Raw genomic sequence first — 25,631 nt, forward strand, 5'->3', positions numbered from 1 at the left:
CTTATTGTAAATCAGATGAATAATTTATCAAAAACCTCTTCTGTATCTATAACCAGGATCGTAGCATCCGTTTTGATGATTTTTATGATGGCAGGCTTAACAGCTTGTAAAAAAACTGCGCTGACAGCTAACACAGCAGCTGCTGCCCCCAATCCATTGCCGGTTGTTTCAGGCTGGACCAGGTTAAATGTGCCCAATGATACAGTAACCTTATTGGAACAATTTAACAACGTGATATACGCTGCTTCAAACAGCAATAAACTATACACCAGTACCGACGAAGGCGCCACCTGGTCAACCATAGCCGTCGGATCACCCGATGTAACTATTTCTGCTATCCAGGTTTTTAACAACCAGGTATATGTAGGTACCCATAACAACGGCATCTTCAGCAGCAATGATGGCTGTAAAACATGGGTCAACTATGTTAACGGCTTCCAGGACTATAACATTTATGGATATCTGGTTGGTTATGATATTTCATCGTTTGCTGTACGCAACAATACTTTATATGTTTCAACAAGCGGTAATGGCGTGCGTGTTTTAAACCAGCAGGCAGGCGCATGGTCGGCATTTAACAATAACCTGCCGCAAAGTTATACTTCGTACGAGGTTTTTAAAATTGCAAACACCAATACTACCCTGGTAGCTGCTGCCGGTGTTAACGGGACATTTTATTACTATGATCCTACCGTGGGCCAGTGGGTTGAAACCTTGCTGCCACATTGGGGGACTTATATTGATAAAATGATAGTTGATAACGGCGTTTTATATGCTACCACAACCGAGAGGAAGATTATCCGCAGTGATAACAACGGCGTTACCTGGAACTACGATACTACCGACCTGCAGGCGGTACAGGTATTAAATTATAAAGAACTGTATAACGGAACCACCAAACATTATGTTTTAACAGTTTCATTTGGCGGCAACCAGAACGGTACGGTTATACAGCAGCGCGATAAAAATGTGGCCACAGGTACCTCGTGGGCAGCTAGCCAGCAATTTTTAGAAGGCATCCATGCACATGCCATTTTAGAATCCGGAGGTAAGCTTTTTCTAGGCACAAACGAAGGCTTGTATTATAAAAACAAGTAATTAAATGCCTGTACCACTTGCGGGTGAAATCTGATATCAGCATGGATAACTCTGTTAAAAATATTTTTTTGGGGATGGTACTTGTACTGCTGGCGTGCTTTGCCAATGCACAGCAATACTATGTTAACCCTAAGCTTGGTGCTGATGCCAACCCAGGCACGCAGGAAGCGCCTTTAAAAACCATTAACGAGGCGGCACGCAGGGCAAACCTGAATAAGGACAAGATCGCTGCAGAAATTATTTTGACGGAGGGTATCCATTTATTGACAGAAACAGCCTTGTTTAACAACAACAAATACACCCCGGTACAACGCCTTACCATACGTGCAGAAGTGATGCCTGACGACAAAGACTGGTCGCCACAAAAAATGCCCGTGGTGGTTACTATTGTGCCGCTTGCCCGGGGTTTTGGTGGTGACGAGGCGCGTGGCATACAAACCGAGGTTAATCACGTTACTATTGCAGGTATACGGTTCACCGGCAGTCCAGATTATTCCTACAAAAGCGAAAAGGAATTAAACCGATCATACCCCATATGGAGAGATGGTAAAAGCCTTACCGATTTATTGGTAACCCAATGCCTGTTTGCAGGTAATGCCGATGTTATGCCCCTGCATGTTGGTGTTATAGCCAATGGCCACGGCCTTGTGCTTGATCATTGCGTATTTTTTAACTGCAAAAACCCGGTTGTTTTTTGGAAAACTGATACCCACACCAGTAACGGTAACAGTATGCGCTATTGCCTGGTTTACGGATGTTATTTTAGTGGCGTGTGGACAACAACCAATACCAACGGCCTTGATTTTGATTTCCATCATAATATTATTGCCAACTGCAAAACAGCCTGGGTTCGCGAACAAGGCGATACCACTCATTTTAAGGCTCACGATTGTATTTTTACCGGTAACGGAACCCTTGCAGGCTTTGGCGCAGGGCCCGCGGCGGGAGGCAACACCTCATCTGTTGATTTTCTGACGATGACCAATGTGCGCACTACAGGCAAAATTGAGATCGAAACGGATCAAAGCAAACGCAACTACCTGCAATTGGTAGCCGGTTCTTTTGGGAGCGACCTGAAAGCAGGGTTGTTTAAAAATTAACCGATGAACATTGACAGATCAGAATTTATAACCCTTACCGGTATGCTATTAGGCAGCGTATTATTGGCCAAACCTGCGGATATATTACTTGCCGAAACTAATCACTTTAAAGCTATAGCCTTTGATGGTTTGGCCATTTTTGACCCTCGGCCGGTTTTTAAACTGGCTCAGGAGTTATTCCCCGAACACGGTGCTGAGTTGGTCAGTCAGTGGAAAACCAGGCAGTTTGAATACACCTGGCTGCGTAACCAAATGGGCAACTATGCCGATTTTTTTACAGTTACCCGCGATGCCCTGGCGTTCGCAGCAAAAGCGCTTAAGCTGGAGCTTGACGAAGCAAAAAAACAGCAATTAATGCAGGCGTTTTTAAATTTACATGCATGGCCCGATGTTGCCGGTGCGCTTAAAACACTAAAACAGGCAGGCATCAAACTGACGCTGTTATCAAACTTTACGGACGAAATGATGCAAAAAGGAATTGAAAACAGCGGGCTCACCGGCGTTTTTGATCACGCCTTAAGCACCGACAAGGTGAAAAAATTTAAGCCCGATCCATCAGCTTACCAAATGGCGATAGATGCTTTTAAATTGCCTAAGCAGGATATTTTATTTGTGTCATTTGCGGGATGGGATACAGCGGGCGGCAAACAGTTTGGCTACAAAACATTCTGGCTCAACCGCCAGGGTATGCCCGCCGAACAATTAGACGCTTACGCCGACGTAGAAGGTAAGGAGATGAAAGACTTGCTTGCGTATTGTAACCTGAAATAAGGTTTTTAACGCCAACCTGTGTTAGCGATCAAAACTAAAGACAAGGGAAGATTGACAGCCGAAATTTTTATTTCAACAATAACCCTGATGTTAGCAGGCGGGCTTATCTATCATGCGTATATCAACAAGATGTGATAAACAACTCATAAAAACACAATTTTAAAAAGGAGAGATATTAAAAACCTCTCCTTTTTGTTATCAACACTTTTTAAAATACCTTAAATAATTCATTTTATCCTATTAACTTTATCTTTGTGCTTTAATGCTATCTAATACAGAATGCCGGTAAAAGGAAATCAGTTTAAATCAAACAGTTTTAAGGACGATAATAAGCCCAATACCTCTTCAAAAACCGAAAAGGCCCCACGGCAAAAAGTGGAAAGGCTTCCGTCTTTTGATTTAAAGGATGGCCGTTTGATTAAGGTTGTTGGAGCATTTTTCCTGTTGATCTCTATTTACTTCCTGGTGGCGTTCACATCGTACCTGCTTACCTGGCAGGAGGATCAGAGCTATGTATCAAAGGCCAACGGCGGCTGGCACAATCTGTTTAAAACCCAGCAGGAGTTAATTAATAACGGGGTTAAAAATCCGGTAGTGGTTAATACGGCCGGCAAGCTGGGCGCCTTACTATCCAACCAGTTTATTTACGAGTGGTTTGGCGTGGCCTCGTTTATTTTTGTGGTGGTGTTTTTTATCATCGGCTACCGTTTACTGTTTAAAGTACGGTTGTTCCCGGTGGGTAAAACACTGGCTTATGCGGTATTCGGCATTATCTTTTTTTCGGTAGCTATCGGCTTTTTCCATGGCCTGGTTAGCGAATACCCGCATTACCTTGAAGGTGAGTTTGGTTACTGGAGCGATCGCCTGCTGGAGGCCCAGATAGGCGGGGCGGGTACCGCGGGGCTCATTATATTTGCTGCCCTTACCTTCCTCATCATTGTTTACAATATCGATTTTAAACTGCCCGAACGCAAAAAGAAAGAACCTGAGCTTGCTGCTGATGCCTTAATAACCAATACCGTTTTCGACCCGTTTGAAGGCAGGTTTACCGAGGGTGCCGAAGAGGCTGAACCTATTGAGCGACCACGGATGCAGCAAAACATCGAGGTAACTAAACCACGCGAACAGGAGTTTACTTACACCCAACCCGGATCGGAGTCCGAAATTGATGAACCGCTGCCGGTAAATACCTTCCATAAACCGGTGGTTTTAACACCATCGCCAAGTTTGGATACCGATATCCCTTTAACCGTCGACGAAGAACGACCACAGCCCGAACTGAGCATAGAAAAAGAAGACCAGGTAACCAGTCAGGACCTGGTGGAGCAATTCGGCGCTTTTGACCCGAGGCTTGATTTATCTTCTTACAAATTCCCCCCCTTGGACTTGCTGGAAAATTACGGCTCGAACAAGATCTCGGTGAACTCGGAAGAACTGGAAGCCAATAAGAACAAAATTGTTGAAACGCTTAACCATTACAACATCGAGATCGATAAGATCAAGGCGACCATCGGGCCAACCGTAACCCTGTACGAAATTATACCGGCGCCGGGCGTGCGCATCTCCAAGATCAAAAACCTCGAAGATGATATCGCGTTAAGCTTAGCGGCCCTGGGTATTCGTATCATCGCACCGATGCCGGGCAAGGGTACTATCGGTATCGAAGTGCCAAACCAAAACCCCGAAATGGTGTCGATGCGCTCGGTTTTAGAGAGCGATAAGTTCAAAAATACCACGATGGATCTGCCGGTGGCTTTAGGTAAAACCATCAGTAACGAGGTTTTTATTGCCGATCTGGCCAAAATGCCTCACTTGTTAATGGCCGGTGCAACCGGTCAGGGTAAATCGGTAGGTATTAACGCATTGCTGGTATCGCTGCTTTACAAAAAGCATCCTGCCGAATTGAAATTCGTGCTGGTAGATCCTAAAAAGGTGGAACTTACACTGTTCCGTAAAATTGAGCGCCACTTTTTAGCCAAGCTACCCGACGAGGCCGACGCCATTATTACCGATACCAAAAAGGTGATCAATACGTTAAATTCGTTATGTATTGAGATGGATGCGCGTTATGATCTGTTAAAAGATGCGCAGGTACGTAACCTTAAAGAGTATAACACCAAGTTTGTTAATCGCAAGCTGCTGCCTACCGAGGGCCACCGCTACCTGCCTTTTATAGTGCTGATCGTGGATGAGTTTGCCGATTTGATGATGACCGCCGGTAAGGAAGTGGAAACACCCATCGCCCGTTTGGCCCAACTGGCACGTGCTATAGGTATCCACCTCATCATCGCTACGCAGCGCCCGTCGGTTAATATTATTACGGGTACCATTAAGGCTAACTTCCCGGCACGTATCGCGTTCAGGGTGCAGTCAAAAATCGACTCGCGCACCATCCTTGATTCTGGCGGTGCCGATCAGTTGATCGGTCGCGGTGATATGCTTTTATCAACCGGGAACGATCTGATCCGCTTGCAGTGCGCCTTTGTGGACACGCCCGAAGTGGATAAGATATCCGATTTCATTGGCGGGCAGCGCGGGTATGCAGAAGCTTATGCCTTGCCTGAATATGTGGGCGAAGGTGAAAGCTCATCGCCAAAAGAATTTGACGCCGATAACCGCGACCCGATGTTTGAAGAGGCTGCGCGATTGATCGTGATGCACCAGCAGGGTTCAACCTCATTAATCCAGCGCAAGCTAAAATTAGGTTACAACCGCGCGGGCCGCATTATCGACCAATTGGAAGCTGCCGGAATTGTTGGCCCGTTTGAGGGTAGTAAGGCCCGCGAAGTGCTGTTTCAGGATGACAGTCACTTTAACCAGTTTTTAGAAGAATTACAAAATCAGAAATAGCAAATTGGAGCAATTTTTGAGTGATAGATGAGAATAACAGATAAATGAAGAAGATAGCGATATATGTTTTAGTGGCAGCGAGTACAATTGCACAAAGTTATGCCCAAAAAGATAGCCAGGCTAAGGCTATCTTATCCGAAGTGAGTAAAAAATACAAAACTTACGATGTAGTAAAAACCAACTTTATGTATACTTTAGAGAGCCCGCAGGCCAATCTGAAGGAAACACAAACCGGCACGCTCATCGCAAAATCAAAAGCTAATAAATTTAAAGTAACGCTGTATACCAAAGGCAAAACACCGGTTGTTGCCCAGGAACTGATCAGCAATGGTAAAGAGCAATGGACCTACCTGAAAAAGGATAACGAAGTACAGGTAAACGACGTAACCAGCAACGAGGACGCTTTAAACCCGGCGCACATTTTTACCATTTACGAAAAAGGCTTTAATTACATTTACACCGGCGAGGTAAGGCAAGGCGGCGTTACTTACGAAACGATAGACATGACGCCTACCGATGCTAAAAAAAACTTTTTTAAGGTGCGCCTGATGATAGACAAAGCCAAAAAGCAAATTTACAGCGCCTTAATTTTTGATAAAAACGGCAATAAGTACACTTACACCATGCAAACCTTTACGCCAAATGTAAATGTGCCCGATGCTGTTTTTGCTTTCGATGTGAAAGCGCATCCGGGTGTTGAGGTAGTTGACCTTCGGTAATGGAAGATGGGAGAGGTACGATGGAAGATGTGAAAAAAGCCAGGGCCAGGTGCGCTTCCCCTCTTGAGAGGGGTGGAGGGGTGTGTTATTCGTTAAACAATTAAATACATCTTCCATTTTCCATGTCACATCTTACCTTCACACAACATACCCTCGAAAAACTCGAAAATCTGCTCAAAGCCGCAGGTTACCGAATTCGGTATGAAAAGGGTAACTTTAAAACCGGCGCCTGTGTATTGCAAAACAGCCGTATTGTGGTGGTCAATAAGTTCTCCAATTTAGAAAGTAAGATCCATTCGGTTATCGAGCTTTTGCTGGAGCTGGAAATTGACCATAAATTGCTCGATGAAAAACAAATAGCTTTTTTACACCAGATAACCCAAACCAAACTGCAACTGTGACCGTCACACTATTAGGTACCGGAACATCGCAAGGCGTACCCGTTATAGCCTGCGAATGCGAAGTATGTACTTCGACAGACCCAAAGGACAAGCGCCTGCGGTCGTCGGTAATGATAGAAATTGATGGTAAGGTGTTCGTGATCGATTCGGGTCCCGATTTCAGGTACCAGATGCTGCGCGAAAAGGTTAAGCGTTTAGATGCGCTGATCTTTACCCACCAGCACAAGGACCACACCGCCGGTATGGACGATATCCGCGCTTTTAACTTCAGGCAGCAATCGGCCATTGATGTTTATGCCACCGAACGCGTACAGGAAGCGTTAAAGCGCGAGTTTATGTACATTTTCGAGGAGTTTAAATACCCCGGTATCCCGCAGGTAAACCTCAATACCATAACCAACGCAATTTTTGAGGTGCAGGGCGTGCCCATTATCCCGATAGAAGTATTGCATTATAAACTACCGGTACTGGGCTTCCGCATCGGCGATTTTACCTATATCACCGATGCCAAAACTATTGCCGAAGAAGAGCGCGCTAAAATAAAAGACTCCAAAGTTTTAGTGATCAATGCGCTGCAGCGCGATAAACATATTTCGCACTTTACCTTAGACGAGGCCATTGCCTTTGCGCAGGAAATGGGGGCTGGGCAAACCTATTTTACGCACATCAGTCACCGCCTCGGCAAGCATGCCGATGTTTCGCTTGAGCTGCCGCCCAATATCCATCTGGCTTATGATGGGTTGAAATTCGAGTTGTAGACCTACATTTACCCTTGTTAAAAGATGTTAAACTCCCCACATTAACATTATTTAAAACTTATTTACTGTAACTTGCCTACCGGTACCGGCGTCTATACCTAAACATTTATCTTATTGTATTGATGTTACGCAGGTTTTATATGTTGTTGTTATTATTGGCTATTTATAGCCAGGCAGCTGCATTTAAACCCGGTGGGCCGGGTAAGATCATCTTTCCGGGAGCGTATTGGACAGATCCCCAACCTTCAGGCGAATTTACCACCCTGGTCATCCCTATTAAAAGAGTCTCAAACCTCATCATCCTCGAAGCCAAAGTGGATACTATGGAAGGTAACTTTGTGCTTGATACCGGCGCACCGTACCTGGTGCTTAATCAAACTTACTTTCGCAATTACCCGCATTACAGCGATCAGGATGCAGGCGGTGTTAATGGCGATGCCGGTACCGCCTTCCGTACCAACGTGCGTAATCTGGATATTGCCGAATTGCATTACGACAGGCTCCAGGCCGATGTAACCAACCTTTCGGCCATCGAGAATAGCCGTAATATTAAAATACTGGGCTTATTGGGCACAAAACTATTTTCTAAATTCGCCATCACTGTCGATCTGTTTCAAAACCAGTTGTACATCCATAAGCTGGATAAAAGCGGTGAAATACCCGCAGCTGAGCAGCTATTTCACGACCCGATATTGAAAATGCCATTTTATTATGCCAATAACGCTATTTTGTTTAAGGCTTCGGTAAACGATAACAGCATGTGGTTTTCGTTTGATACCGGTGCCGAAACCAATTTGATCGATTATCATCAGGCTAAAAAGCTGATGCCTACGTTACAGATCATCAACCGGTCGAAATTAACAGGTATTGGTGGCAGTACTTTTGAGGTAATTTACGCAAAGTTTGATAAATTGGTGATTGGCGAACGGGTGTTTACCAATAACAAGGTAATTATTACCAGTTTGGAACAAATGGGCAAAGCCTATGGCAAGGATATTGACGGAATGTTAGGCTGCGACTTTTTTGGCAGGGCGGTTTTTACTATCAATTTTGTGAAAAAAGAGTTCATAATGTATACCAATAAAAACGAATAATTGATGTTAAAAAGGGCTACCATAGGATTATTGATGCTGGTGTTTTACACAGCCTGGCCTGCCTTTGCCCAAATTAAAAACAACGCGTTTACGATCAGCGATGATCAGATGGTATTGTACCTGGATCTGAAACTAAAAAAAGCCCAGATAGATAGCCTGCTGCGCATTGCCGATATTAAAAACGCTACTGCCGATGCCCTTTTGCGGGGTAATATTGATGCCCTGCAAAAAGATGGATGGACCGTTAGCCGAATGGAGAACAACCGCCTGATGCTATTGAAACCCCTGAACGAACTGGCCAATAATGCACAGATGAAACCCTTCCTGATCACATCAAACATGGTGATGCACGATAAGCAGCCCGGGTATCCTGATGATGATGTGAAATTTGGCATCAATAGTTTTATCAGGCAAAACGTGCACGAACTGCCATCGGGTGTTACCCGCTTCTTCCTTCCGGCTAACCTGAAAGCTAAACGGGTTTTGCTTTCAGGCAACTTTAACAGCTGGAGCACATCAAAAGGGGTGATGATCAAAACCGATAGCGGCTGGATATACGATATTAAACTCAATTCGGGCGAATACCTGTATAAGTTCGTGGTTAACGGCCGCTGGATAAGCGACGCCGGTAACCTGCTGAAAGAAGATGATGGCTTTGACGATCATAACTCAGTGTACTTTAAATACAATTATACCTTCCGGCTTAAAGCCTTCCCTAAGGCTGCACGAATTATGCTGGCCGGCAGCTTTAACAACTGGAACCCGAACCAAATTGTGATGATGCCGCATGGCGGTGTATGGGAGCGGTCCATGTACCTGCACGAGGGCAGCCATGCTTACCGGTTTTTGGTTGATGGTAAATGGACCAAAGACCCATTAAACCCAACCACCCAAACCGATGCTGCCGGAAATATCAACTCGGTATTGAATATCGGCGAGCCGGTGGTGTTCAGGCTGAATGGCTTTGCCAATGCCAAAAATGTAGTGGTGTCGGGCAGCTTTAACAAATGGCGCACTAACGAATTGCACTTGTCGCGCTCGGGTAATCAATGGGTGTTGCCTTATGCATTACCTGCCGGTAACTACGGCTACAAGTTTATTGTTGATGGCCGCTGGATGACCGATCCGGGTAACGATAACTATATAGAACAAGATGGTGAAACAAACTCGTTTTTAGCAGTTAAGCCTAACCATACCTTTACCTTAAAAGGATATAACAACGCACATGCAGTTCGTCTTTCGGGAACGTTTAATGATTGGAACGAACCGGGCTGGGGAATGGCACATCGCGGCGATCAGTGGGTGATCAGCGTTTGCCTTAAACCCGGCAAAGCGCTCTATAAATACCTGGTAGATGGTAACTGGATCATTGATCCCGGTAATAAGCTTTGGGAACAAAATCAATTTAATACCGGTAATTCGGTGTTGTGGGTGGAGAGGTAGATTAGTCCCGGAGTCTTGAGTCAATAGTCCGGAGTCATAAAGTTGGAATATCACAATTGCTAACTCCGGAGGAGTAACCTGTTTATAGAATAGCCGACAAAATCTTTGAGCTCCGGCGGAGCTTCCTATCGTCAATCCAGGAAATATTTAGTGGATAAAAGACTCGAGAATATAGACTCAAGACTGAAAAATGTGCCCAGGAGCAGATTCGAACTGCCACACCCTTACGAGTGCCACCCCCTCAAGATGGTGCGTCTACCAATTTCGCCACCTGGGCTTTAAATTAGATTTGAGACGTTAGATTTGAGATATGAGACAATTATTATCTTAATACTCAGATCTCCATACTCAGATCCAAAAAAAGAATTTGAGAGGTTAGATATGAGATGTGAGAAAATTATCTCAAATCTCATATCTCAATACTCATATCTAAAAACAATGTGCCCGAAGAGAGACTCGAACTCTCAAGAGACAATTCTCAACGGCTTCTGAGACCGCAACGTTTACCAATTTCGCCATCCGGGCAGGCAATGGGCTGCAAATATAACAGGATTATTTAAACCCTTCAAATAAATATAAAATTGATAATGTTTGATATTCCATCGCCAAAAGGTTACTTTAGTTTACCAATTAATTGATTTTATTATGATAAAGAAAGCAAGTATCTTAATGCTGTTCCTGGTAGCATCGTTAAGTGTTTTAGCGCAAAATAATGGCGATGCCATCGTAGGCAAATGGTTAAACCCATCTGGTGAAGACCAGATATGGATCTATAAGGTAGGGAATAAGTACTTTGGCAAACTGGGTTGGATAAAGGTACCCGACGAAAACGGGCATCCCAAAATGGATAAAAATAACCCCGATCCGGCACTTCGTACAAGGCCGGATCTAAACCTGGAGTTACTGAAAGACTTTACCTTTAATGGTAAAACTTATGAGGACGGTACGATTTATGATCCCAAAAGCGGTAAAACTTACAGCTGCAAAATGACGCTGGTTGACAACACTTTAAAAATAAGAGGATACATCGGCATATCGCTATTCGGCCGTACCGAGGTATGGACAAAAGTTAAATGAAACAAATCTATATAACTAAGATCGGTGTCGCAGCACTGATGTTTTTAACCTTCTTAAACAGTGTATCCGCTCAAAAGATCACGGTTACACAACAACCCGGCAGGGGCGCCAGTTTACGCGGTCTTTGTGTGGTTAGCGATAAAATTGCCTGGGTAAGCGGCAGTAAGGGCACCGTAGCCCTTACTAAAGATGCCGGGAAAACATGGCAGTGGCAGCAGGTTAAAGGGTTCGAACAATCTGATTTTAGGGATATACAGGCTTTTTCTGATAAAGAAGCAGTGATCATGAGTTCGGGTACGCCCGCGCTTATTTTAAAAACGCTCGACGGCGGCGCAAACTGGCAGATAAAATACCATAACCGCGATACTTCGGTGTTTTTTGATGCGATGGATTTTAACGGCAAATACGGCAGCGTTATGGGCGACCCGATAAACGGCCGTTTTGTGATATTTGAAACTGAAGATCGCGGCAAAACCTGGAAGCAAAGAGATGTGGCCAAATCGCCTGCGGGCAGGGAGGGTGAAGCGAGTTTTGCTGCCAGCGGCACTTGCTTCAGTATTTATGATAACGGTTTAATGAAAACCGATGGATTATTGATCGTTTCGGGCGGCAGCGCCGCAAACCTCATCTATTCGCTCATTAATGGTAAAAAATGGCAATACACCCCGCTTCCCATCGCGCATGGTACCAACAGTTCGGGCGCTTTTTCATTTACATCAGATAGTAAGCATTGGGTAGTTGTTGGCGGCGATTACCAGCACGATCAACGCACCGATTCGACTGTGTGCTACTCAAACAATGCGGGTAAAACCTGGGCGTTGGCCAAAATATCACCGGGTTTTCAATCGTGTGTGCAATATATTTCGGGTAAGGTCTATATCTCAACCGGTACCTCGGGTACCAACATCAGTAAAGATGCAGGCGTAACCTGGGCCAAGATAGATAACACCAGCTTTAACGTTTGCGGGCATCATGGTAAGTTTATTGTATTTGCCGGCAACGGTGGCAAAATAGGCCTTTACAGCGAAGTTAAAACAAAGTAAACTGCAGCCTGGCAGCGTCAAGCTCTGAGGGCTGCCCCGTACCGGTAACATGGTAAACTGCCGTTTCTTCGTATCGCGATGCTACTACTATCGTGGTTCCATCGGCGTAAGCATCAAATAATTGCTGCACCAAAGCCGGGTCGTTATTATCTTTTGACAAGTGTGCTAACAGCAAATGGCTCATATAAGCAGGCTTGTGTCCGGTAAATATATCCAGCGCCTGTTTGTTTGATAAATGCCCTTTGCTTCCGCGGATGCGTGCCTTTAAATGATAAGGATAACGACCATTATTCAGCATGTCATCATCATAATTAGCTTCTAAAAACGCGGCATGGCATTGCCCGAAATGAAATATCACATGCTCGCAGGCTTCGCCGATATCGGTAAATACCCCAACCTTAATATCTCCGCAGGTAACCATAAAGCTATGTGGCTCAATAGCGTCGTGGTTTTTAGGAAAACCGGTAATGTACAGATCGCCGATGCATATCTGCTGATATCCTGAAAAAGGTATCACCTGGTTATCATCTAAATGCAAGCCTCCATTTTGCAGGGTATGCAGGGTAATATAAACCGGCAGTTTGTACTTTTTAGCCAGTACCTCAACACCGCGTATATGGTCCGAGTGCTCGTGCGAAATAAAAATAGCCTTTACCTTTTGCATCGTAAGGCCAAGTCTGGCCATCCGTTTTTCGGTTTCGCGGCAGGAAATACCGGCATCAACCAGCACGGCTTCGCGCTCATTGCCAATGTAATAGCAATTACCGTTGCTGCCCGAATTGAGTGATGCGATGAATAACGACATTTAACTACAAAGTAACCTGATTTTTAACAAAAAATTGTTCTAAAATTTACATCTTGCACTACTAATTATCAACAATGGATACCCCGATCAATCTGCCTGTTTTAAACGATACCGAACTGCGTGTTTTAGGCGCTTTAATGGAAAAAAGCAAAACCACGCCCGATTATTACCCCATGACCTTAAATGGGCTTACCACGGCCTGCAATCAAAAAACATCGCGCCGCCCGGTGGTTGATTATGATGAAGAAACTGTAGTGCTCGCTTTGGATAGTTTAAAAAAGCGCGGATTGATCTCAACGGCAACCGGAGGTTCCAGCCGCGCTACCAAATACAAGCACAACTTTGCCATCGTATTCCCGGTATTGCCCGCCGAGGTGGCCTTAATTTGTTTGTTGATACTGCGTGGCCCGCAAACTCCCGGCGAACTAAATACCAATTCGGGCAGGTTGTGGGAGTTTGAATCGTTGGAAGAAGTGCAGCAGGTTTTAGAGCGCATTTCATCGGACGAAATGCCATTTGTACAACAATTGCCACGCCGCGCAGGGCAAAAAGAAGTACGTTACATGCATTTGCTGGGCGGTACTTTTGATTTTACCGAAGACGACCAGCCCGAAGAACCCGCCCGCCGTTCGGTAGGTGAACTGGAAGGCCGTTTATCTAAAGTTGAAACCGAACTGGCCGAATTGAAAGAAGCCTTCGAAAAACTGATGAAAGAGCTGATGGGGTAGGGTGTTCTGTTTTTGCAATAGTTTGAATTTTGCAAATAATAGATTGATTGCTACAAACACACGCCTGGTTTTCTGCACCATCTTTGTATCACAAAAATAAAGCAAAATGGAAAAGAAAAATAAAATAGCACTGGTAACCGGCGGCAGCCGCGGATTAGGCAAAGACATGGCCCTGCGCCTTGCCGAAAAAGGGATCGACGTTATCCTGACCTATAATAGCAATATTGAAGCAGCACAACAGGTAGTGGCACAAATTGAGCAAACCGGGCAAAAGGCTGCAACGCTTCAGCTTAACGCCGGCGATATCAAAAGCTTTGATGCATTTACCGGTCAGTTGAATAACATTTTAGCCGATCACTTCGGTACCGGTCACATCGACTTTTTGATCAATAATGCAGGTACCGGAGCTTATAAATTAATTGAAGAAGTAACGGAAGAGATTTTTGACGAATTGCTTAATATCCACTTTAAAGGTGTTTACTTTTTAACTCAAAAAATGCTTCCGCTGATGAACGATGGTGGCGGCGTGGTTAATATTTCCAGCGGGCTTGCACGTGTTTCTATGCCAAGGTCATCGGCTTACGCATCCATGAAAGGCGCTATCGAGGTATTTACCCGTTATATTGCTGCCGAATATGGTGCACGCGGCATCAGGGCCAATACCGTTGCTCCGGGTGCTATCATGACGGATTTTGGTGGTGGTCATTTACGCTCAAGCGAAGAAACGCAAAAACGTGTAAGTTCCATCACAGCACTGGGCAGACCAGGCGTAGCCGAAGATATCGGCGGCGTGGTTGCATTTTTATGTACCGAAGATGCCCGCTGGGTTAATGGTCAGCGTATCGAAGCTTCGGGTGGCATGTTATTGTAATTAACATCCTATTAATTTTGAAGATTGTTTAGCCGCCACGACTCCCTTCTTGAGAAGGGGTGCGGCTGGAAGAGGAGGTGGGGGGGATGTGTTTTTACGGTTTAAGAAACACATTCCTAAAACACCCGCTTTTGCTTTACGCAGATAACTTACCTAACTTTGAATTTTACAAACAGCAATGCCCACTCCAACCACACTCGAAGAATTTTACCAGGACAGCGGTGCGCAGCTTCCGCAGGGTATCGCCAAAGAGATTGGGCACTTTAACGTTTTTGAAACCGAAAAGCTGTTTGCTAAAAAGGCAGAAGAGCGCACTATGGTATATAACCGGCGGGCTTATTATAAAATAAGCTGGATTAGGGGGAGAAGCAGGGCGGAGTATGCTGATAAAGTGATCGATATCGAGCAAAATGCGCTGATATTCGGCACGCCCAAAATACCGTACAACTGGGTGGCTCTTGATAATAACCAAACCGGTATGTTTTGCATTTTTACACCCGATTTCCTGGCCTCAGGTAAATCGGGTATTGCTTTGGATGAGTTGCCGATATTCCAGCCGGGGCAGATCCCGGTTTTTGAACTTTCAGAGCAGGAGATCAGCGAGATGGAGTACATCTTTAAAAAGATGCACCGCGAACTTGCAGCCGATTATAAATACAAGTATGACCTACTGCGCAACCTGGTAATGGAGTTGATCCATTACGGGCAAAAACTACAGCCCATGTCGGCCCTGAGTACCACACAAAATGCTTCGCAACGCATTTCCACATTATTTATCGAGTTGCTCGAACGGCAGTTCCCGCTCGATTCAGCTCACCAAAGGCTAACCTTACGCGCCCCCAACGATTATGCCGACCGTCTTGCCGTGCACGTAAACCACCTTAACAAGGTACTAAAAGAGGTAACTGGTAGCACCACAACCGAGATCATTAGCAAAAGGGTGATACAGGAAGCCAAATTATTGCTCAGACAAACCAAATGGACCATCGCCGAAATTGCCTACACCCTGGGCTTTGATGATGTGGCCCATTTTTCAAACTACTTTAAAAAGCAAACCACCACCACGCCGCTGGCTTTCCGCACATAACTGAGATAACCAATTAGTTGAGTTCGAAATATTAACAAAAGCGTTGGCGTGTGCGATTCCCTCCCAACGGGAGGGTGTAGGGAGGGGTTCTATTAAATATGCAAGTCGACAAAATGACCCCTTCCCGCCACCGCAAGGTCATCCGCACCCTTCCCCAAGGAAGGAGTCTTGACTGGCGCAAACCAAATTTTTAGGAACCAATACCACTTAAGCCTTAGCCAATCCGGTTGAATATTGTTGCTGGTTTTATGCCTTAATTGCAGCAAATAAATTAATGCATGAAAGTTTTTCGGATCATATTATTGCAAAGCGTATTGAGTTTACTCATCATCAGCGCCCACGCACAAACTTTAAAAGACGCTATTCAACCCGCTATCAAAAGCGCGGGCTTTAAAATGGAAGGCTATATTTTGTGGTGCCCGTCGGTTATCAAAGTTGGCAATACCTACCATCTATTTGCTTCGCGCTGGCCCGAGCAATATGGCCTGGGTGGCTGGACAACCTACTCTGAAATTGTACGCGCTACATCAAATAACCTGTACGGGCCATATACTTTCCAGGAAGTGGTGATCCAAAAGCGTCCCGGGCAATGGGATAAAGAGCGGGCGCATAACCCTAAAATTGTAAAGGCCGGCAATAAATATGTGCTGTACTACATTTCAACCGCCAACAAAACAGGTTATGCCTGGGCCGATAATATTACCGGGCCATGGAACCGCATAGATGCCGAAGTCATGCCATTTTCAAACCCGGCGCCGCTGGTAAAAAGCGATGGCAGTATTTATGTTTTCGGGCGTAAATCTATTAATAACATCCGCGTGGCGCAGGCCTATACCGCATCTGCATTTGATGGTAAGTACACTTTGCTTGGCGGCGGCAACAATTTATTACCCGATAGCTGCCAGCTTGAAGACCCTACGATCTGGTGGGCGCAAAACCAATACAATGTTTTGCTGAGCGATTTTGCCGGCAAGCTTACCGGTGTAGGCAAAAACGGCGGACAGTATTACTCGGCTGATGGCATTCACTACAAGGCGGTATCTAAAGAATCGGTTTATACCAAAACGGTTACTTATAATGATGGTACCACTCAAACCTTTAAAAGGCGCGAACGCCCGTTTGTGTACCCCAATGAAAAAGGCGAGATCACGGCGTTTTTCTCAGCTTGTTTAACCGAGCAGGGCCAATCATGGATAGTGGTGAACCCGGTGAAAAACTATGTGGCGCCAAAATTCAAATAACCTCACAAAAAAGTTTTAAATAATTTAATTTACTAATATTTTTAGCATATTTTTGTTATCCCCAAATGTGCTGATATGGAAAACGCAAAACAATATAATTTCGAAGAGGAGATTTCATTACAGTCAAGATCACCCGAGTTGGCAATAATTGCAGAAGCATTAGCGCTTTTGCATGAGGTTAAGCGTTACCGGGGGGTATTTTACAAACAAAAAGTGGCCAGTCTGGAAGCGAAAGCTAAAAAGCTTAATATTTGTTAAATAAATCCCATCCGGATTTCTATGCAGGGCAACCGCCGGAACTTACCCCGACTTATGTATTCGTTACTTCGGATGATGCCTCTTATATTACCGGGCAGGTTTCCATGTTAACGGCGGCGAAGTGTTTAACGGTTAAAGCGTAAAAAACATGGCTACTGCCGCCGCACCCATCGCGATAAAAGTAAACCACAGCAAGCCGTTTGATAGTGCTTTGCTCCTGTATTCGCCCATAATGGTTTGGTTGCGGGCTATGCGGGCTATTAAAAATAACAAGGGCACTGCGGCTACGCCGTTCAATACGGCTGCATAAACCAATGCCTTTACCGGATCAATGCCTACAAAGTTGATGATCAGGCCAATTAAAGTGGAAATGGTAATGATCCCGTAAAAACCATGTGCCTTTTGCAGTTTAAGATTTAAACCCGATTCCCAGTTAAAAGCCTCAGAAACGGCATAAGCCGCCGATCCCGAAAGTACGGGCACCGCCAATAAGCCTAAACCGATGATCCCGATAGAAAAAATAAGCTTGGCTAAAAAACCAGCGTGCGGGAACGAATGTACCAAAGGCTCCAATGCTTTGGCGGCATCGGCGGCAGTTTTTACATCGGTTACCCCGCTGCCATGTAACACCGTGGCCGCAACCAATAATATGCACCAGGTTGTAATTTCGGATATGATCATCCCGGCGTTATTATCGATCCGCATCCGGCGAATAGCTCTCCATGATATTTGAGGTTTACCGTTTACGATGGCAACACGGTGATCTTTTTGTTCTTCTACCTCCTGCGAGGCTTCCCAAAAAAACATATAGGGCGAAATGGTGGTACCTAATACCCCGGTTATAATAAACAAAAAAGCAAAATTAAACTCAAAGTGCGGTACAACCGTGGCTTTTAAAACAGTGCCCCAGGGCTGATGCACAATAAAAACGGTGATAGGGTAGGCCAGCAAGGCAAGGGCAAGCCATTTTAATATTTTTGAATAGACCTTATAATTGGTAAAGATCTCCAACACCAAAATAGTAACTGTAAAAAACAAGGTTAAAATGATCAGCGAAAGCGGAACCAGTAGCTGGGCCGCTGCTGCCATCGCACCAATATCCGCACCAATGTTAATGGTATTGGCAATTACCACCAAACTAACCACGGCATACAAAACAGGTTTGCTGTAATGCTCCTTAACCACTGCCGCAATGCCCTTGCCGGTTACCAAACCTATGCGCGCGCAGGCTTCCTGTACAGCCGCCATAAAGGGCAGCATATACAGGGCCGTCCATAGCTGGCCGTAGCCAAATTGCGCCCCGGTTTGCGAGTAGGTGGCTATGCCTGATGGATCATCGTCGGCAGCACCGGTAGTTAGGCCCGGGCCGAGCAGGCTCAAAAACTTCCAGAATTTTTTCTTAGGCGGTTGTTTCATCGTTCTGTAAAGTTAAATTAAAACTTTGCATCAGAAACATGATCGCCGTCATCTCTTAACCAAATATGCTTTGTGCTTTTTTAGTGGTTTTTTCAAGGTCGATACCCTTGCCTAAAACCTCTTTAAACAAATCGCCGGTTTCTTTTAACCGCGCTACCGAATTAAAAATGGTAAAGTCCTTCATGGTCAGTCCCGGTTTTACCTCATCCCATGCCAATGGCATTGATACCGTAGCACCCACCTTTGGCCGCAGCGAATAGGGCCCGGCAATGGTAGCCCCCGGCCGGTTCTGTAAAAAGTCGAGGTACATTTTACCCCCCCGTTTGGCTATCATACGTTCAAGGCTGGTATAGTCGGGTATTTGTTTGTGCACCAGGTTAACAACAAGCCGCGCAAACATTTGCGATTGGTCGTAATCATATTTCGCGGCAAGCGGGATATAAATATGCATGCCGGTTGAGCCGGATGTTTTGGGGTACGATGGCACATCGATCGCGTCTAAAACTTTTTTTACTTCTAACGCGGCCGAGATCACCTGGTCGAATGTGTTTTTATCCGGGTCCAGGTCTATCACGCAAAAATCGGGGTTATCCGGCGATTGTATCCGGCTGAACCAGGGGTTCATTTCAATACATCCTAACGATGCCATCCATAATAAAGTAGCCTCGTCATTACCCACCAGATATTCCTTATGCTCGCCCTCGCCGTTGGTATAAGGAAAAGTCTTCACCCAATCGGGCGATTTGCCTTTCACATCCTTTTGGTAAAAGCTTGGTCCGTGTATGCCGTTCGGGAAACGGTTCAGCGATTGCGGCCTGTCTTTCAGATAAGGCAAAATATATTCGGCAACCTGGTAATAGTAGTTAAACATGTCGCGCTTGGTTACCTTATCTTCGGGCCAGTAGATCTTGCTTAAATGGGTGAATTTGAGATCGTGCCCGCATATTTTCTTCACCTGCGTTTCTTCGGTAGGGTTAAGCAAGGTTTTTTTGCCCGTATTTTTAGGTGCCGATATCAGTTGGTGCTTTTCTTCTTTTTCCACGTCCTTAATAATTTCGTCCGTATTTGCCTCGCTTTCGCGGATCACATCCTTAGCCTTTTTATCATCGCGCATGCCTTGGAACGATGGATGTCGGAACACGCCGTCGCTGGTTATTTCGGCATACGTTATTTCGCCTACTAATTGTGGTTTTAACCAGGTGGCTTTAGCCTTTGGCGGATTAGGCCGGAAGCGTGATGGTTTGTTGACGTCAACTGCTCCTTCAAACGGACTTTTATCCGTGATCAACGGCTTAAACTGCGCCATCATTTCCTGCTGCATCTTATCGTTAAAGCCTGTACCAACCTTGCCTGAATATTGTAGCACGCCATTTTCATAAACACCCAATAGCAGCGAGCTGAATTGTTTCGCCGTGCCTTCGTTTTTAGTGAAGCCACCTATCACCACTTCCTGCCGTTTATGTGCCTTAATCTTAAGCCATTCCTTTGAGCGCAGGTCGGGCGAGTAAGTACTGCCGGCTTTTTTGGCAATGATCCCTTCCAGCCCGATACGTTCGGCAGCAGCGAAAAATTCGGTACCACTGGCGTCAAATACCTGGCTCAGGCGTATCATGTCATCGCCGGTTGGCAAAACCTGTTTTAAAACCGCCCTGCGTTCTTTAAACGGCAGGTCCATCAGGTTTTTACCATCATACCAAAGCAAGTCGAACACGTAATAAACCAGCTCGCCATCGGCTTCGCTGCGCCAGTTTTGCAGGTTACCGAAGTTGGATTGCCCTTTGTCGTTCAATACCACGATCTCGCCATCCAAAACAGCATCAATCTTCCACTTGGTCAGTGCATTATAAAGCGGATAATACTTGTCATTAAAAGGTTTGTTGTTGCGCGATTGCAGTTCCACTTCGCCTTTGTTGATGTAGGCTATAGAGCGGTATCCATCCCATTTTACTTCGTACACCCAATCCGGATCGTCAAAAGGCTCATCAACCAATGTGGCCAGCATGGGTTTGATATTTTTTGGCATAGCCGATTTACGGGCTTTTTTTAAAGCATCACCTAAATCCTCATCGTGTACGGGCTCTACCTCTTGGGCTATCTGCTCTTCAACAGCAGGCTCATGCTTTTTTTTTCGTCAGGGCGTTTGGTTTTCCCATATATATTATCGCTCGTTTTCTCAACCTCGGCAATGGTTTTTCCCGATATGACCGAATCTTCCTTTTTTGTAATATCAGTAGTAGCTGCAAATTTGTCGTTGTGCTTGATCAGTAACCAGCCATTCTCGCCCATGCCGTGGGTTTTTACCAAAGCATATTCGCCTTTTAACTTTTTACCGTGCATCACAATTTTTAGCGAGCCATCCTTGAGTTGCTTAAGCAGATGTTTTTCTTGTGCTTTTTTGCCCTCGATCTTCTCAATAGGTTCATAGGTACCTTCGTCCCACACGATAACAGTACCGCCGCCATATTGCCCTTGCGGGATGATACCCTCAAAGGTACGGTAGCTGTACGGATGATCTTCCACCATCATAGCCAGCCGTTTGGTCTTTGGGTCGGTCGAGGGGCCTTTAGGTACGGCCCAGCTTTTCAGTACACCTTCCATCTCGAGCCTGAAATCATAATGCAGGCGCGATGCATCGTGTTTTTGTATTACAAAACGCAAAGCGTCCTTATCTGTGCTTGCACCCGATTTTGGTTCGGATGTCTTGGTAAAATCCCTTTTCTCAACATATTTAGCCAGGCCCATATTTGCAGGTGTTATTTAACAACTCAACAATGTAAGCCTGAGAAAGGTTTTAAGGCTTTTTTAAGCAATTTTTTGAGGTGATATACTGTGTTCGATGAATTTTAACATCATAATCTGCATTTTGATCTTGTTAAATCTGCAAAAAGTGCAAAAAAGTTTATAAAAAATTGCATTTTATTTTTCTTATGCGTACATTTAAAAAAGCGTTTTACTTTTTTTTGAAGAAACAACGCATTTTACCGGCTAGCAGAGGCTGCAGTTGACGGCCTGCGCAGGTAAAAACTTTGCGATTAAGAATGGTGTGTTTAGTGATGAGCAAAGACAAATAAATAGGATCCCTTTAATTTTCTAAAATAGTATTTGTTATGCATCCCGAAATTGAAGTAGCTATAAAACAAGCATTTGAAGGTTACTTAGAACCCAACGACCTGGCTAAGACCAACGCCGAAAAACTGATAAGCCATATTAGCAATAAAGGCTTATACGAGGCCAAAATGTTAAACACTACCTGGACGGGTGGTTTTAGCATTTTTTTAACACAAAAAGACTGGCAGTTTCACATGCAGGCCAATAACGAGGGCCGCATTGTTTATATCTTATTTAAAGGGCAAAAACAACTGGATTGCGGTAGCCTGTGCTACGATGAATACATGCCGATACTGATCTATTATTTAAACGCCATCAAACTGGCTGCATAATTTTAGTAATACTTAATTTATGCCATACAAACCGGCTAAATTAGCTGTAAGGCAATAATGATTATTACAGGTCAATTATCATTTAAAAGGCCACAAAACCCAACATGGATAACGACAATACAGGTAAAATACGCCGGGCTTTTGAAAATAAAGACTGGCAGGAGATAAAGGTTAATGACTCGTGGCACATCTTTAAGATCATGGCCGAGTTTGTGGATGGCTTTGAAAAACTGGCTAAAATAGGCCCTTGTGTATCCATATTCGGTTCGGCGCGTACTAAACAGGATCATAAATATTACCTGCTGTCAGAGCGGATAGCCAGGTTGTTAAGCGAAAACGGCTATGGTGTGATATCAGGCGGAGGGCCGGGTATTATGGAAGCTGCCAATAAAGGTGCTTTTGAGGCGGGCGGAAAATCGGTAGGCCTGAACATCGAATTGCCGTTCGAACTGTTTGAAAACAAATACATCGATCGCGACAAGCTACTGGAGTTTAAATACTTTTTTGTGCGTAAGGTAATGTTTATGAAATACGCGCAGGGCTTTATTATCTTACCTGGTGGTTTTGGTACGCTTGATGAACTTTTTGAGGCCATTACCCTGATACAAACCGGCAAGATAGCCCGTTTTCCGATAGTGCTGGTAGGTATCGAGTATTGGTCGGGGTTGTTTGAATGGGTAAAGGCAAGCATGTTACGAGCTGCCAATATTAAAGAAGAAGATCTTGATCTGTTCGTGATGGTGGACACTGCCGAAGATGCCGTTGACCAGATCTTTAAATTTTATGAAAAATATGTTATCAAGCCTAATTTTTAACAGGCTTTTATATCTACCGGACCTATGAATGAAGAGAAAGAAATAAAGAAAGGTACTACTGCACATAAACATGTGCACGAAGTACATAGCCCGGTAAAATCTGGTTTAAAAACAAAAGAAGCTATTGTTGATAATTGGCTGCCGCGCTATACCGGCAGGCCGTTAACCGATTTTACAGGATATATTATCCTTACCAACTTTTCTAAATACCTGCAAATGTTTTCGGAGTGGCATGATAATGCCCCGATAATCGGCATCGATAAACCTATGCAAAGCGTTACCGCCGATGGCATTACCATCATCAACTTTGGAATGGGCAGCGCACTTGCGGCCACGATGATGGATCTGCTGACCGCCATACACCCTAAAGCTGTGATATTTTTAGGCAAATGCGGCGGTTTGAAAAAGAAGAACAATGTTGGCGATTTGATATTGCCCATTGCTGCCATTCGTGGCGAAGGCGCATCAAATGATTACATGCCTCCTGAAGTGCCGGCTCTGCCATCGTTTGCACTGCAAAAAGCAATCTCTACCACCATCCGCGAGCATAACCGCGATTACTGGACAGGCACCTGTTATACCACCAACCGCCGGGTTTGGGAACACGATAAAGTTTTTAAAAAGTATTTAAAAACACTGCGTGCCATGGCGATAGATATGGAAACAGCTACTATTTTTACTACCGGCTTTGCTAACGAAATACCAACCGGGGCACTGCTCCTGGTATCCGATCAACCCATGATACCGGAAGGTGTAAAAACCGCCGAAAGCGACTCGGCCGTTACCGAGAATTATGTGGAAACGCACTTACGCGTAGGTATCGACTCGCTAAAGCAATTGATCAATAACGGATTAACAGTTAAGCACCTGAAGTTTTAGCCTCCGGCCCCTAAAGAGGGAGCTTTTGATTTGCTACCGATTGGTGCCTTTATTCCCCCTTTAGGGGGTTAGGGGACTCAACCTAAACTCATCCCCGTCAAACAAACCAAGGTCGCTTAGTTTAAGGTGCGGGATAACCAGCAAGGCCATAAAAGATAAGGTCATGAATGGTGCCGAAAGGCTTGAGCCCAAACTTTTCGCCATGGCATCAATAGCGGTATAGGCGTTGGCGATTTCATAGCCGTCGCGATTGCTCATCAGGCCGGCTACAGGTAAGCTCAATACCATTTCTGTTTTTGAGCTAACACAACTAACACCGCCCTGTTCTTTAATGACGAGATTTACGGCCTTACAAATACTTTCATCATCCACACCAACAACAACGATATTATGGCTATCGTGCGCTACGGATGAAGCAATGGCACCCTGGGTAAAACCAAAATTTTTGATAAAACCTTTGGCGATCGGCGCATCCCGGTAACGGTTAATGACGGCTATTTTCAGGATGTCGTTTTCCAGGTCGCTTTTTAGCTCGCCGTTTTGCGGCTGCATTTTCACCATCAGTTTATTGGTGATCAATTGCCCGTCTATGGCTTCAATCACCGGCATTAACCGGTTGAAGTCGGGTGCAACATTGAAAACAAAATCGGCTGGATTTTTTTCACTACAGGTAAAGTTATTAATGGTTTTTGATGGTGAGGTTTTTATATTGGATACGCCATTTTCGGCAACCAACTGACCATCAATATAAGTTTGCGATACCTCGAATTTTTTAAGATCGTTAACTAAAATAAAATCTGCCGGATCGCCAACTTTTAGTAAGCCAATATCCAATTTATAATGTTCAACCGGGTTTACACAGGCTACCTGCAATATTTTAAAAACATCGATACCATAATTCACGGCGCGTGCACACAGATCATTAATATGTCCCGCCGCCAAACTATCGGGATGTTTATCATCGCTGCAAAACATCATGTTATCCGAGTGTTCATGCAATAAACCAACAAGGGCATCAAAGTTCTTAGCAGCGCTACCTTCGCGGATCAAAATCTTCATGCCGTAGCTAAGCTTATCTAAAGCTTCTTCGGCGGTAAAGCATTCGTGGTCGGTGCTGATGCCTGCTGCGATATATCTTCCTGCTGCTTCACCACGCAAGCCCGGAGCATGCCCGTCCACAGGTTTATTGACTTTTTTTGCAGATGCGATCTTAGCCAGAACTTCCGGATCGTTGTTAAGTACACCCGGAAAATTCATCATCTCGGTCAGGTATTTGATCTCGTCGCGCTGTAAAAGCTGGTCCACGTCATCCGCGTTAAGCGTAGCGCCCGCGGTTTCAAAAGCAGTAGCCGGCACACAGCTTGGCGCACCAAAATTAAATTTGAACGGTACGGTCTTGCCGTTTTCGATCATAAACTCCACACCTGCCATTCCGCATACATTGGCAATTTCGTGCGGGTCGTTAACCGTGCCCACTGTGCCGTGTACTACCGCTAAACGGGCAAACTCGGCAGGTACAAGCATTGAGCTTTCCACGTGTACATGTGCATCGATAAAACCCGGCAAAATATATGACAGCGATGAATCATCAACATCAACTTTTTCAATAGCAGTTATCCTGCCATCGGCAAAGCTTACCCTTGCTGGATAAATGCTTTTGTTTTTAATATCGACTAAACGGGCGGTTATATTTTGCATATTTTTTTATTTCTTGTCATTTCGAGCGAGCGCAGCGAC

At 44.9% G+C, this 25,631-nt stretch carries 24 protein-coding genes and 2 tRNA genes; 19 read left to right on the top strand and 7 right to left on the bottom strand.

Translation table 11 applies throughout. The features are described 5' to 3' along the window. The first annotated feature begins 15 nt into the window (after positions 1 to 15). From ACFGVR_RS12050 to ACFGVR_RS12090, 9 genes are all read left to right on the top strand, one after another. Complete coding sequence (locus ACFGVR_RS12050; RefSeq protein WP_448697344.1) at positions 16 to 1,098, top strand: WD40/YVTN/BNR-like repeat-containing protein; 1,083 nt, start codon at positions 16 to 18, stop codon at positions 1,096 to 1,098. A gap of 23 nt (positions 1,099 to 1,121) precedes the next feature. After that, on the top strand, positions 1,122 to 2,198 hold the full coding sequence (locus tag ACFGVR_RS12055) for a hypothetical protein (protein ID WP_448697346.1): 1,077 nt from the start codon (positions 1,122 to 1,124) through the stop codon (positions 2,196 to 2,198). A gap of 3 nt (positions 2,199 to 2,201) precedes the next feature. After that, positions 2,202 to 2,969 (top strand): haloacid dehalogenase type II, encoded by a 768-nt coding sequence (locus ACFGVR_RS12060; protein ID WP_448697348.1) that lies wholly within the window; start codon positions 2,202 to 2,204, stop codon positions 2,967 to 2,969. Between the two features lie 279 nt (positions 2,970 to 3,248). Then, on the top strand, positions 3,249 to 5,819 hold the full coding sequence (locus ACFGVR_RS12065; protein WP_448697350.1) for a DNA translocase FtsK 4TM domain-containing protein: 2,571 nt from the start codon (positions 3,249 to 3,251) through the stop codon (positions 5,817 to 5,819). A 44-nt stretch (positions 5,820 to 5,863) separates the two neighbouring features. Next, positions 5,864 to 6,538 (top strand): LolA family protein, encoded by a 675-nt coding sequence (locus ACFGVR_RS12070; protein ID WP_448697351.1) that lies wholly within the window; start codon positions 5,864 to 5,866, stop codon positions 6,536 to 6,538. Between the two features lie 122 nt (positions 6,539 to 6,660). Further along, positions 6,661 to 6,939 (top strand): hypothetical protein, encoded by a 279-nt coding sequence (locus ACFGVR_RS12075; protein ID WP_448697352.1) that lies wholly within the window; start codon positions 6,661 to 6,663, stop codon positions 6,937 to 6,939. Further along, complete coding sequence (locus tag ACFGVR_RS12080; RefSeq protein WP_448697354.1) at positions 6,936 to 7,697, top strand: MBL fold metallo-hydrolase; 762 nt, start codon at positions 6,936 to 6,938, stop codon at positions 7,695 to 7,697. Before ACFGVR_RS12075 ends, ACFGVR_RS12080 begins: the two co-directional genes overlap by 4 nt. Positions 7,698 to 7,819: 122 nt before the next feature. Beyond that, on the top strand, positions 7,820 to 8,791 hold the full coding sequence (locus ACFGVR_RS12085; protein ID WP_448697355.1) for an aspartyl protease family protein: 972 nt from the start codon (positions 7,820 to 7,822) through the stop codon (positions 8,789 to 8,791). Positions 8,792 to 8,794: 3 nt separating this feature from the next. Continuing rightward, on the top strand, positions 8,795 to 10,234 hold the full coding sequence (locus ACFGVR_RS12090; protein ID WP_448697356.1) for a glycogen-binding domain-containing protein: 1,440 nt from the start codon (positions 8,795 to 8,797) through the stop codon (positions 10,232 to 10,234). A 193-nt stretch (positions 10,235 to 10,427) separates the two neighbouring features. Here ACFGVR_RS12090 and ACFGVR_RS12095 read toward each other — a convergent pair. Continuing rightward, positions 10,428 to 10,511: transfer RNA gene (locus tag ACFGVR_RS12095), tRNA-Leu, on the bottom strand. A gap of 164 nt (positions 10,512 to 10,675) precedes the next feature. Further along, positions 10,676 to 10,759, bottom strand: a tRNA-Leu gene (locus tag ACFGVR_RS12100). A 120-nt stretch (positions 10,760 to 10,879) separates the two neighbouring features. On the opposite strand from ACFGVR_RS12100, the gene ACFGVR_RS12105 reads away from it, so the two are divergent. After that, positions 10,880 to 11,311, top strand: a complete 432-nt coding sequence (locus ACFGVR_RS12105; RefSeq protein WP_448697358.1) for a DUF2147 domain-containing protein — start codon at positions 10,880 to 10,882, stop codon at positions 11,309 to 11,311. Then, a complete protein-coding gene (locus ACFGVR_RS12110) occupies positions 11,308 to 12,354 on the top strand; it encodes a YCF48-related protein (protein WP_448697359.1) in 1,047 nt (348 codons plus the stop codon). The genes ACFGVR_RS12105 and ACFGVR_RS12110 overlap by 4 nt, the downstream gene beginning before the upstream one ends. On the opposite strand, the gene ACFGVR_RS12115 is transcribed toward ACFGVR_RS12110, so the two are convergent. Next, the gene (locus tag ACFGVR_RS12115) at positions 12,341 to 13,159 is read right to left on the bottom strand and encodes an MBL fold metallo-hydrolase (protein WP_448697360.1); all 819 of its coding nucleotides are present in this window, start codon (positions 13,157 to 13,159) and stop codon (positions 12,341 to 12,343) included. The two genes, ACFGVR_RS12110 and ACFGVR_RS12115, sit on opposite strands and share 14 nt — an antisense overlap. A 74-nt stretch (positions 13,160 to 13,233) precedes the next feature. Between ACFGVR_RS12115 and ACFGVR_RS12120 the strand changes: the two genes are divergently transcribed. The 5 genes from ACFGVR_RS12120 to ACFGVR_RS12140 all read left to right on the top strand — a co-directional run bounded on the left by ACFGVR_RS12120 (position 13,234) and on the right by ACFGVR_RS12140 (position 17,344). Then, positions 13,234 to 13,887 carry a YceH family protein gene (locus tag ACFGVR_RS12120; protein WP_448697362.1) on the top strand — a complete coding sequence of 218 codons (654 nt, stop codon included), beginning with the start codon at positions 13,234 to 13,236 and terminating at the stop codon, positions 13,885 to 13,887. A 106-nt stretch (positions 13,888 to 13,993) separates the two neighbouring features. Continuing rightward, positions 13,994 to 14,758 (top strand): SDR family NAD(P)-dependent oxidoreductase, encoded by a 765-nt coding sequence (locus ACFGVR_RS12125; RefSeq protein ID WP_448697364.1) that lies wholly within the window; start codon positions 13,994 to 13,996, stop codon positions 14,756 to 14,758. A gap of 178 nt (positions 14,759 to 14,936) precedes the next feature. Next, positions 14,937 to 15,845 (top strand): helix-turn-helix domain-containing protein, encoded by a 909-nt coding sequence (locus ACFGVR_RS12130; RefSeq protein WP_448697366.1) that lies wholly within the window; start codon positions 14,937 to 14,939, stop codon positions 15,843 to 15,845. Positions 15,846 to 16,123: 278 nt separating this feature from the next. Next, entirely contained in the window at positions 16,124 to 17,086 is a 963-nt protein-coding gene (locus ACFGVR_RS12135; protein WP_448697368.1) for a glycoside hydrolase family protein, read from the top strand. A 75-nt stretch (positions 17,087 to 17,161) separates the two neighbouring features. Then, positions 17,162 to 17,344 carry a hypothetical protein gene (locus ACFGVR_RS12140; RefSeq protein ID WP_448697370.1) on the top strand — a complete coding sequence of 61 codons (183 nt, stop codon included), beginning with the start codon at positions 17,162 to 17,164 and terminating at the stop codon, positions 17,342 to 17,344. Between the two features lie 132 nt (positions 17,345 to 17,476). Here ACFGVR_RS12140 and ACFGVR_RS12145 read toward each other — a convergent pair whose 3' ends face one another. The 3 genes from ACFGVR_RS12145 to ACFGVR_RS12155 all read right to left on the bottom strand — a co-directional run bounded on the left by ACFGVR_RS12145 (position 17,477) and on the right by ACFGVR_RS12155 (position 21,502). After that, positions 17,477 to 18,760: an Nramp family divalent metal transporter gene (locus ACFGVR_RS12145; protein ID WP_448697372.1), complete on the bottom strand. Its 1,284-nt coding sequence runs from the start codon at positions 18,758 to 18,760 to the stop codon at positions 17,477 to 17,479. Positions 18,761 to 18,815: 55 nt separating this feature from the next. Beyond that, on the bottom strand, positions 18,816 to 20,783 hold the full coding sequence (gene ligD / locus ACFGVR_RS12150; protein WP_448697373.1) for a DNA ligase D: 1,968 nt from the start codon (positions 20,781 to 20,783) through the stop codon (positions 18,816 to 18,818). 68 nt (positions 20,784 to 20,851) lie between these two features. Next, a complete protein-coding gene (locus ACFGVR_RS12155; protein WP_448697375.1) occupies positions 20,852 to 21,502 on the bottom strand; it encodes a DNA polymerase ligase N-terminal domain-containing protein in 651 nt (216 codons plus the stop codon). A gap of 365 nt (positions 21,503 to 21,867) precedes the next feature. On the opposite strand from ACFGVR_RS12155, the gene ACFGVR_RS12160 reads away from it, so the two are divergent. From ACFGVR_RS12160 to ACFGVR_RS12170, 3 genes are all read left to right on the top strand, one after another. Then, positions 21,868 to 22,200, top strand: coding sequence for a hypothetical protein (locus ACFGVR_RS12160; RefSeq protein WP_448697376.1), 333 nt, complete (start codon positions 21,868 to 21,870; stop codon positions 22,198 to 22,200). Positions 22,201 to 22,304: 104 nt separating this feature from the next. Then, complete coding sequence (locus ACFGVR_RS12165) at positions 22,305 to 23,015, top strand: LOG family protein (RefSeq protein ID WP_448697377.1); 711 nt, start codon at positions 22,305 to 22,307, stop codon at positions 23,013 to 23,015. A gap of 24 nt (positions 23,016 to 23,039) precedes the next feature. Further along, on the top strand, positions 23,040 to 23,894 hold the full coding sequence (locus tag ACFGVR_RS12170; RefSeq protein WP_448697378.1) for an AMP nucleosidase: 855 nt from the start codon (positions 23,040 to 23,042) through the stop codon (positions 23,892 to 23,894). A gap of 60 nt (positions 23,895 to 23,954) precedes the next feature. Here ACFGVR_RS12170 and ade read toward each other — a convergent pair whose 3' ends face one another. Then, positions 23,955 to 25,592: an adenine deaminase gene (gene ade / locus ACFGVR_RS12175; protein ID WP_448697379.1), complete on the bottom strand. Its 1,638-nt coding sequence runs from the start codon at positions 25,590 to 25,592 to the stop codon at positions 23,955 to 23,957. Positions 25,593 to 25,631: the final 39 nt, after the last annotated feature.

Source organism: Mucilaginibacter aureus, from assembly GCF_053514885.1.

Bases quoted from the DNA above. Each gene is read 5' to 3' on its own strand.
- ACFGVR_RS12050 (WP_448697344.1), top strand. From the start codon at position 16: ATGAATAATTTATCAAAAACCTCTTCTGTATCTATAACCAGGATCGTA.
- ACFGVR_RS12060 (WP_448697348.1), top strand. From the start codon at position 2,202: ATGAACATTGACAGATCAGAATTTATAACCCTTACCGGTATGCTATTA.
- ACFGVR_RS12065 (WP_448697350.1), top strand. From the start codon at position 3,249: ATGCCGGTAAAAGGAAATCAGTTTAAATCAAACAGTTTTAAGGACGAT.
- ACFGVR_RS12070 (WP_448697351.1), top strand. From the start codon at position 5,864: ATGAAGAAGATAGCGATATATGTTTTAGTGGCAGCGAGTACAATTGCA.
- ACFGVR_RS12075 (WP_448697352.1), top strand. From the start codon at position 6,661: ATGTCACATCTTACCTTCACACAACATACCCTCGAAAAACTCGAAAAT.
- ACFGVR_RS12085 (WP_448697355.1), top strand. From the start codon at position 7,820: ATGTTACGCAGGTTTTATATGTTGTTGTTATTATTGGCTATTTATAGC.
- ACFGVR_RS12090 (WP_448697356.1), top strand. From the start codon at position 8,795: ATGTTAAAAAGGGCTACCATAGGATTATTGATGCTGGTGTTTTACACA.
- ACFGVR_RS12105 (WP_448697358.1), top strand. From the start codon at position 10,880: ATGATAAAGAAAGCAAGTATCTTAATGCTGTTCCTGGTAGCATCGTTA.
- ACFGVR_RS12110 (WP_448697359.1), top strand. From the start codon at position 11,308: ATGAAACAAATCTATATAACTAAGATCGGTGTCGCAGCACTGATGTTT.
- ACFGVR_RS12115 (WP_448697360.1), bottom strand. From the start codon at position 13,159: ATGTCGTTATTCATCGCATCACTCAATTCGGGCAGCAACGGTAATTGC.
- ACFGVR_RS12120 (WP_448697362.1), top strand. From the start codon at position 13,234: ATGGATACCCCGATCAATCTGCCTGTTTTAAACGATACCGAACTGCGT.
- ACFGVR_RS12125 (WP_448697364.1), top strand. From the start codon at position 13,994: ATGGAAAAGAAAAATAAAATAGCACTGGTAACCGGCGGCAGCCGCGGA.
- ACFGVR_RS12130 (WP_448697366.1), top strand. From the start codon at position 14,937: ATGCCCACTCCAACCACACTCGAAGAATTTTACCAGGACAGCGGTGCG.
- ACFGVR_RS12135 (WP_448697368.1), top strand. From the start codon at position 16,124: ATGAAAGTTTTTCGGATCATATTATTGCAAAGCGTATTGAGTTTACTC.
- ACFGVR_RS12140 (WP_448697370.1), top strand. From the start codon at position 17,162: ATGGAAAACGCAAAACAATATAATTTCGAAGAGGAGATTTCATTACAG.
- ACFGVR_RS12145 (WP_448697372.1), bottom strand. From the start codon at position 18,760: ATGAAACAACCGCCTAAGAAAAAATTCTGGAAGTTTTTGAGCCTGCTC.
- ligD (WP_448697373.1), bottom strand. From the start codon at position 20,783: ATGCCAAAAAATATCAAACCCATGCTGGCCACATTGGTTGATGAGCCT.
- ACFGVR_RS12155 (WP_448697375.1), bottom strand. From the start codon at position 21,502: ATGGGCCTGGCTAAATATGTTGAGAAAAGGGATTTTACCAAGACATCC.
- ACFGVR_RS12160 (WP_448697376.1), top strand. From the start codon at position 21,868: ATGCATCCCGAAATTGAAGTAGCTATAAAACAAGCATTTGAAGGTTAC.
- ACFGVR_RS12165 (WP_448697377.1), top strand. From the start codon at position 22,305: ATGGATAACGACAATACAGGTAAAATACGCCGGGCTTTTGAAAATAAA.
- ACFGVR_RS12170 (WP_448697378.1), top strand. From the start codon at position 23,040: ATGAATGAAGAGAAAGAAATAAAGAAAGGTACTACTGCACATAAACAT.
- ade (WP_448697379.1), bottom strand. From the start codon at position 25,592: ATGCAAAATATAACCGCCCGTTTAGTCGATATTAAAAACAAAAGCATT.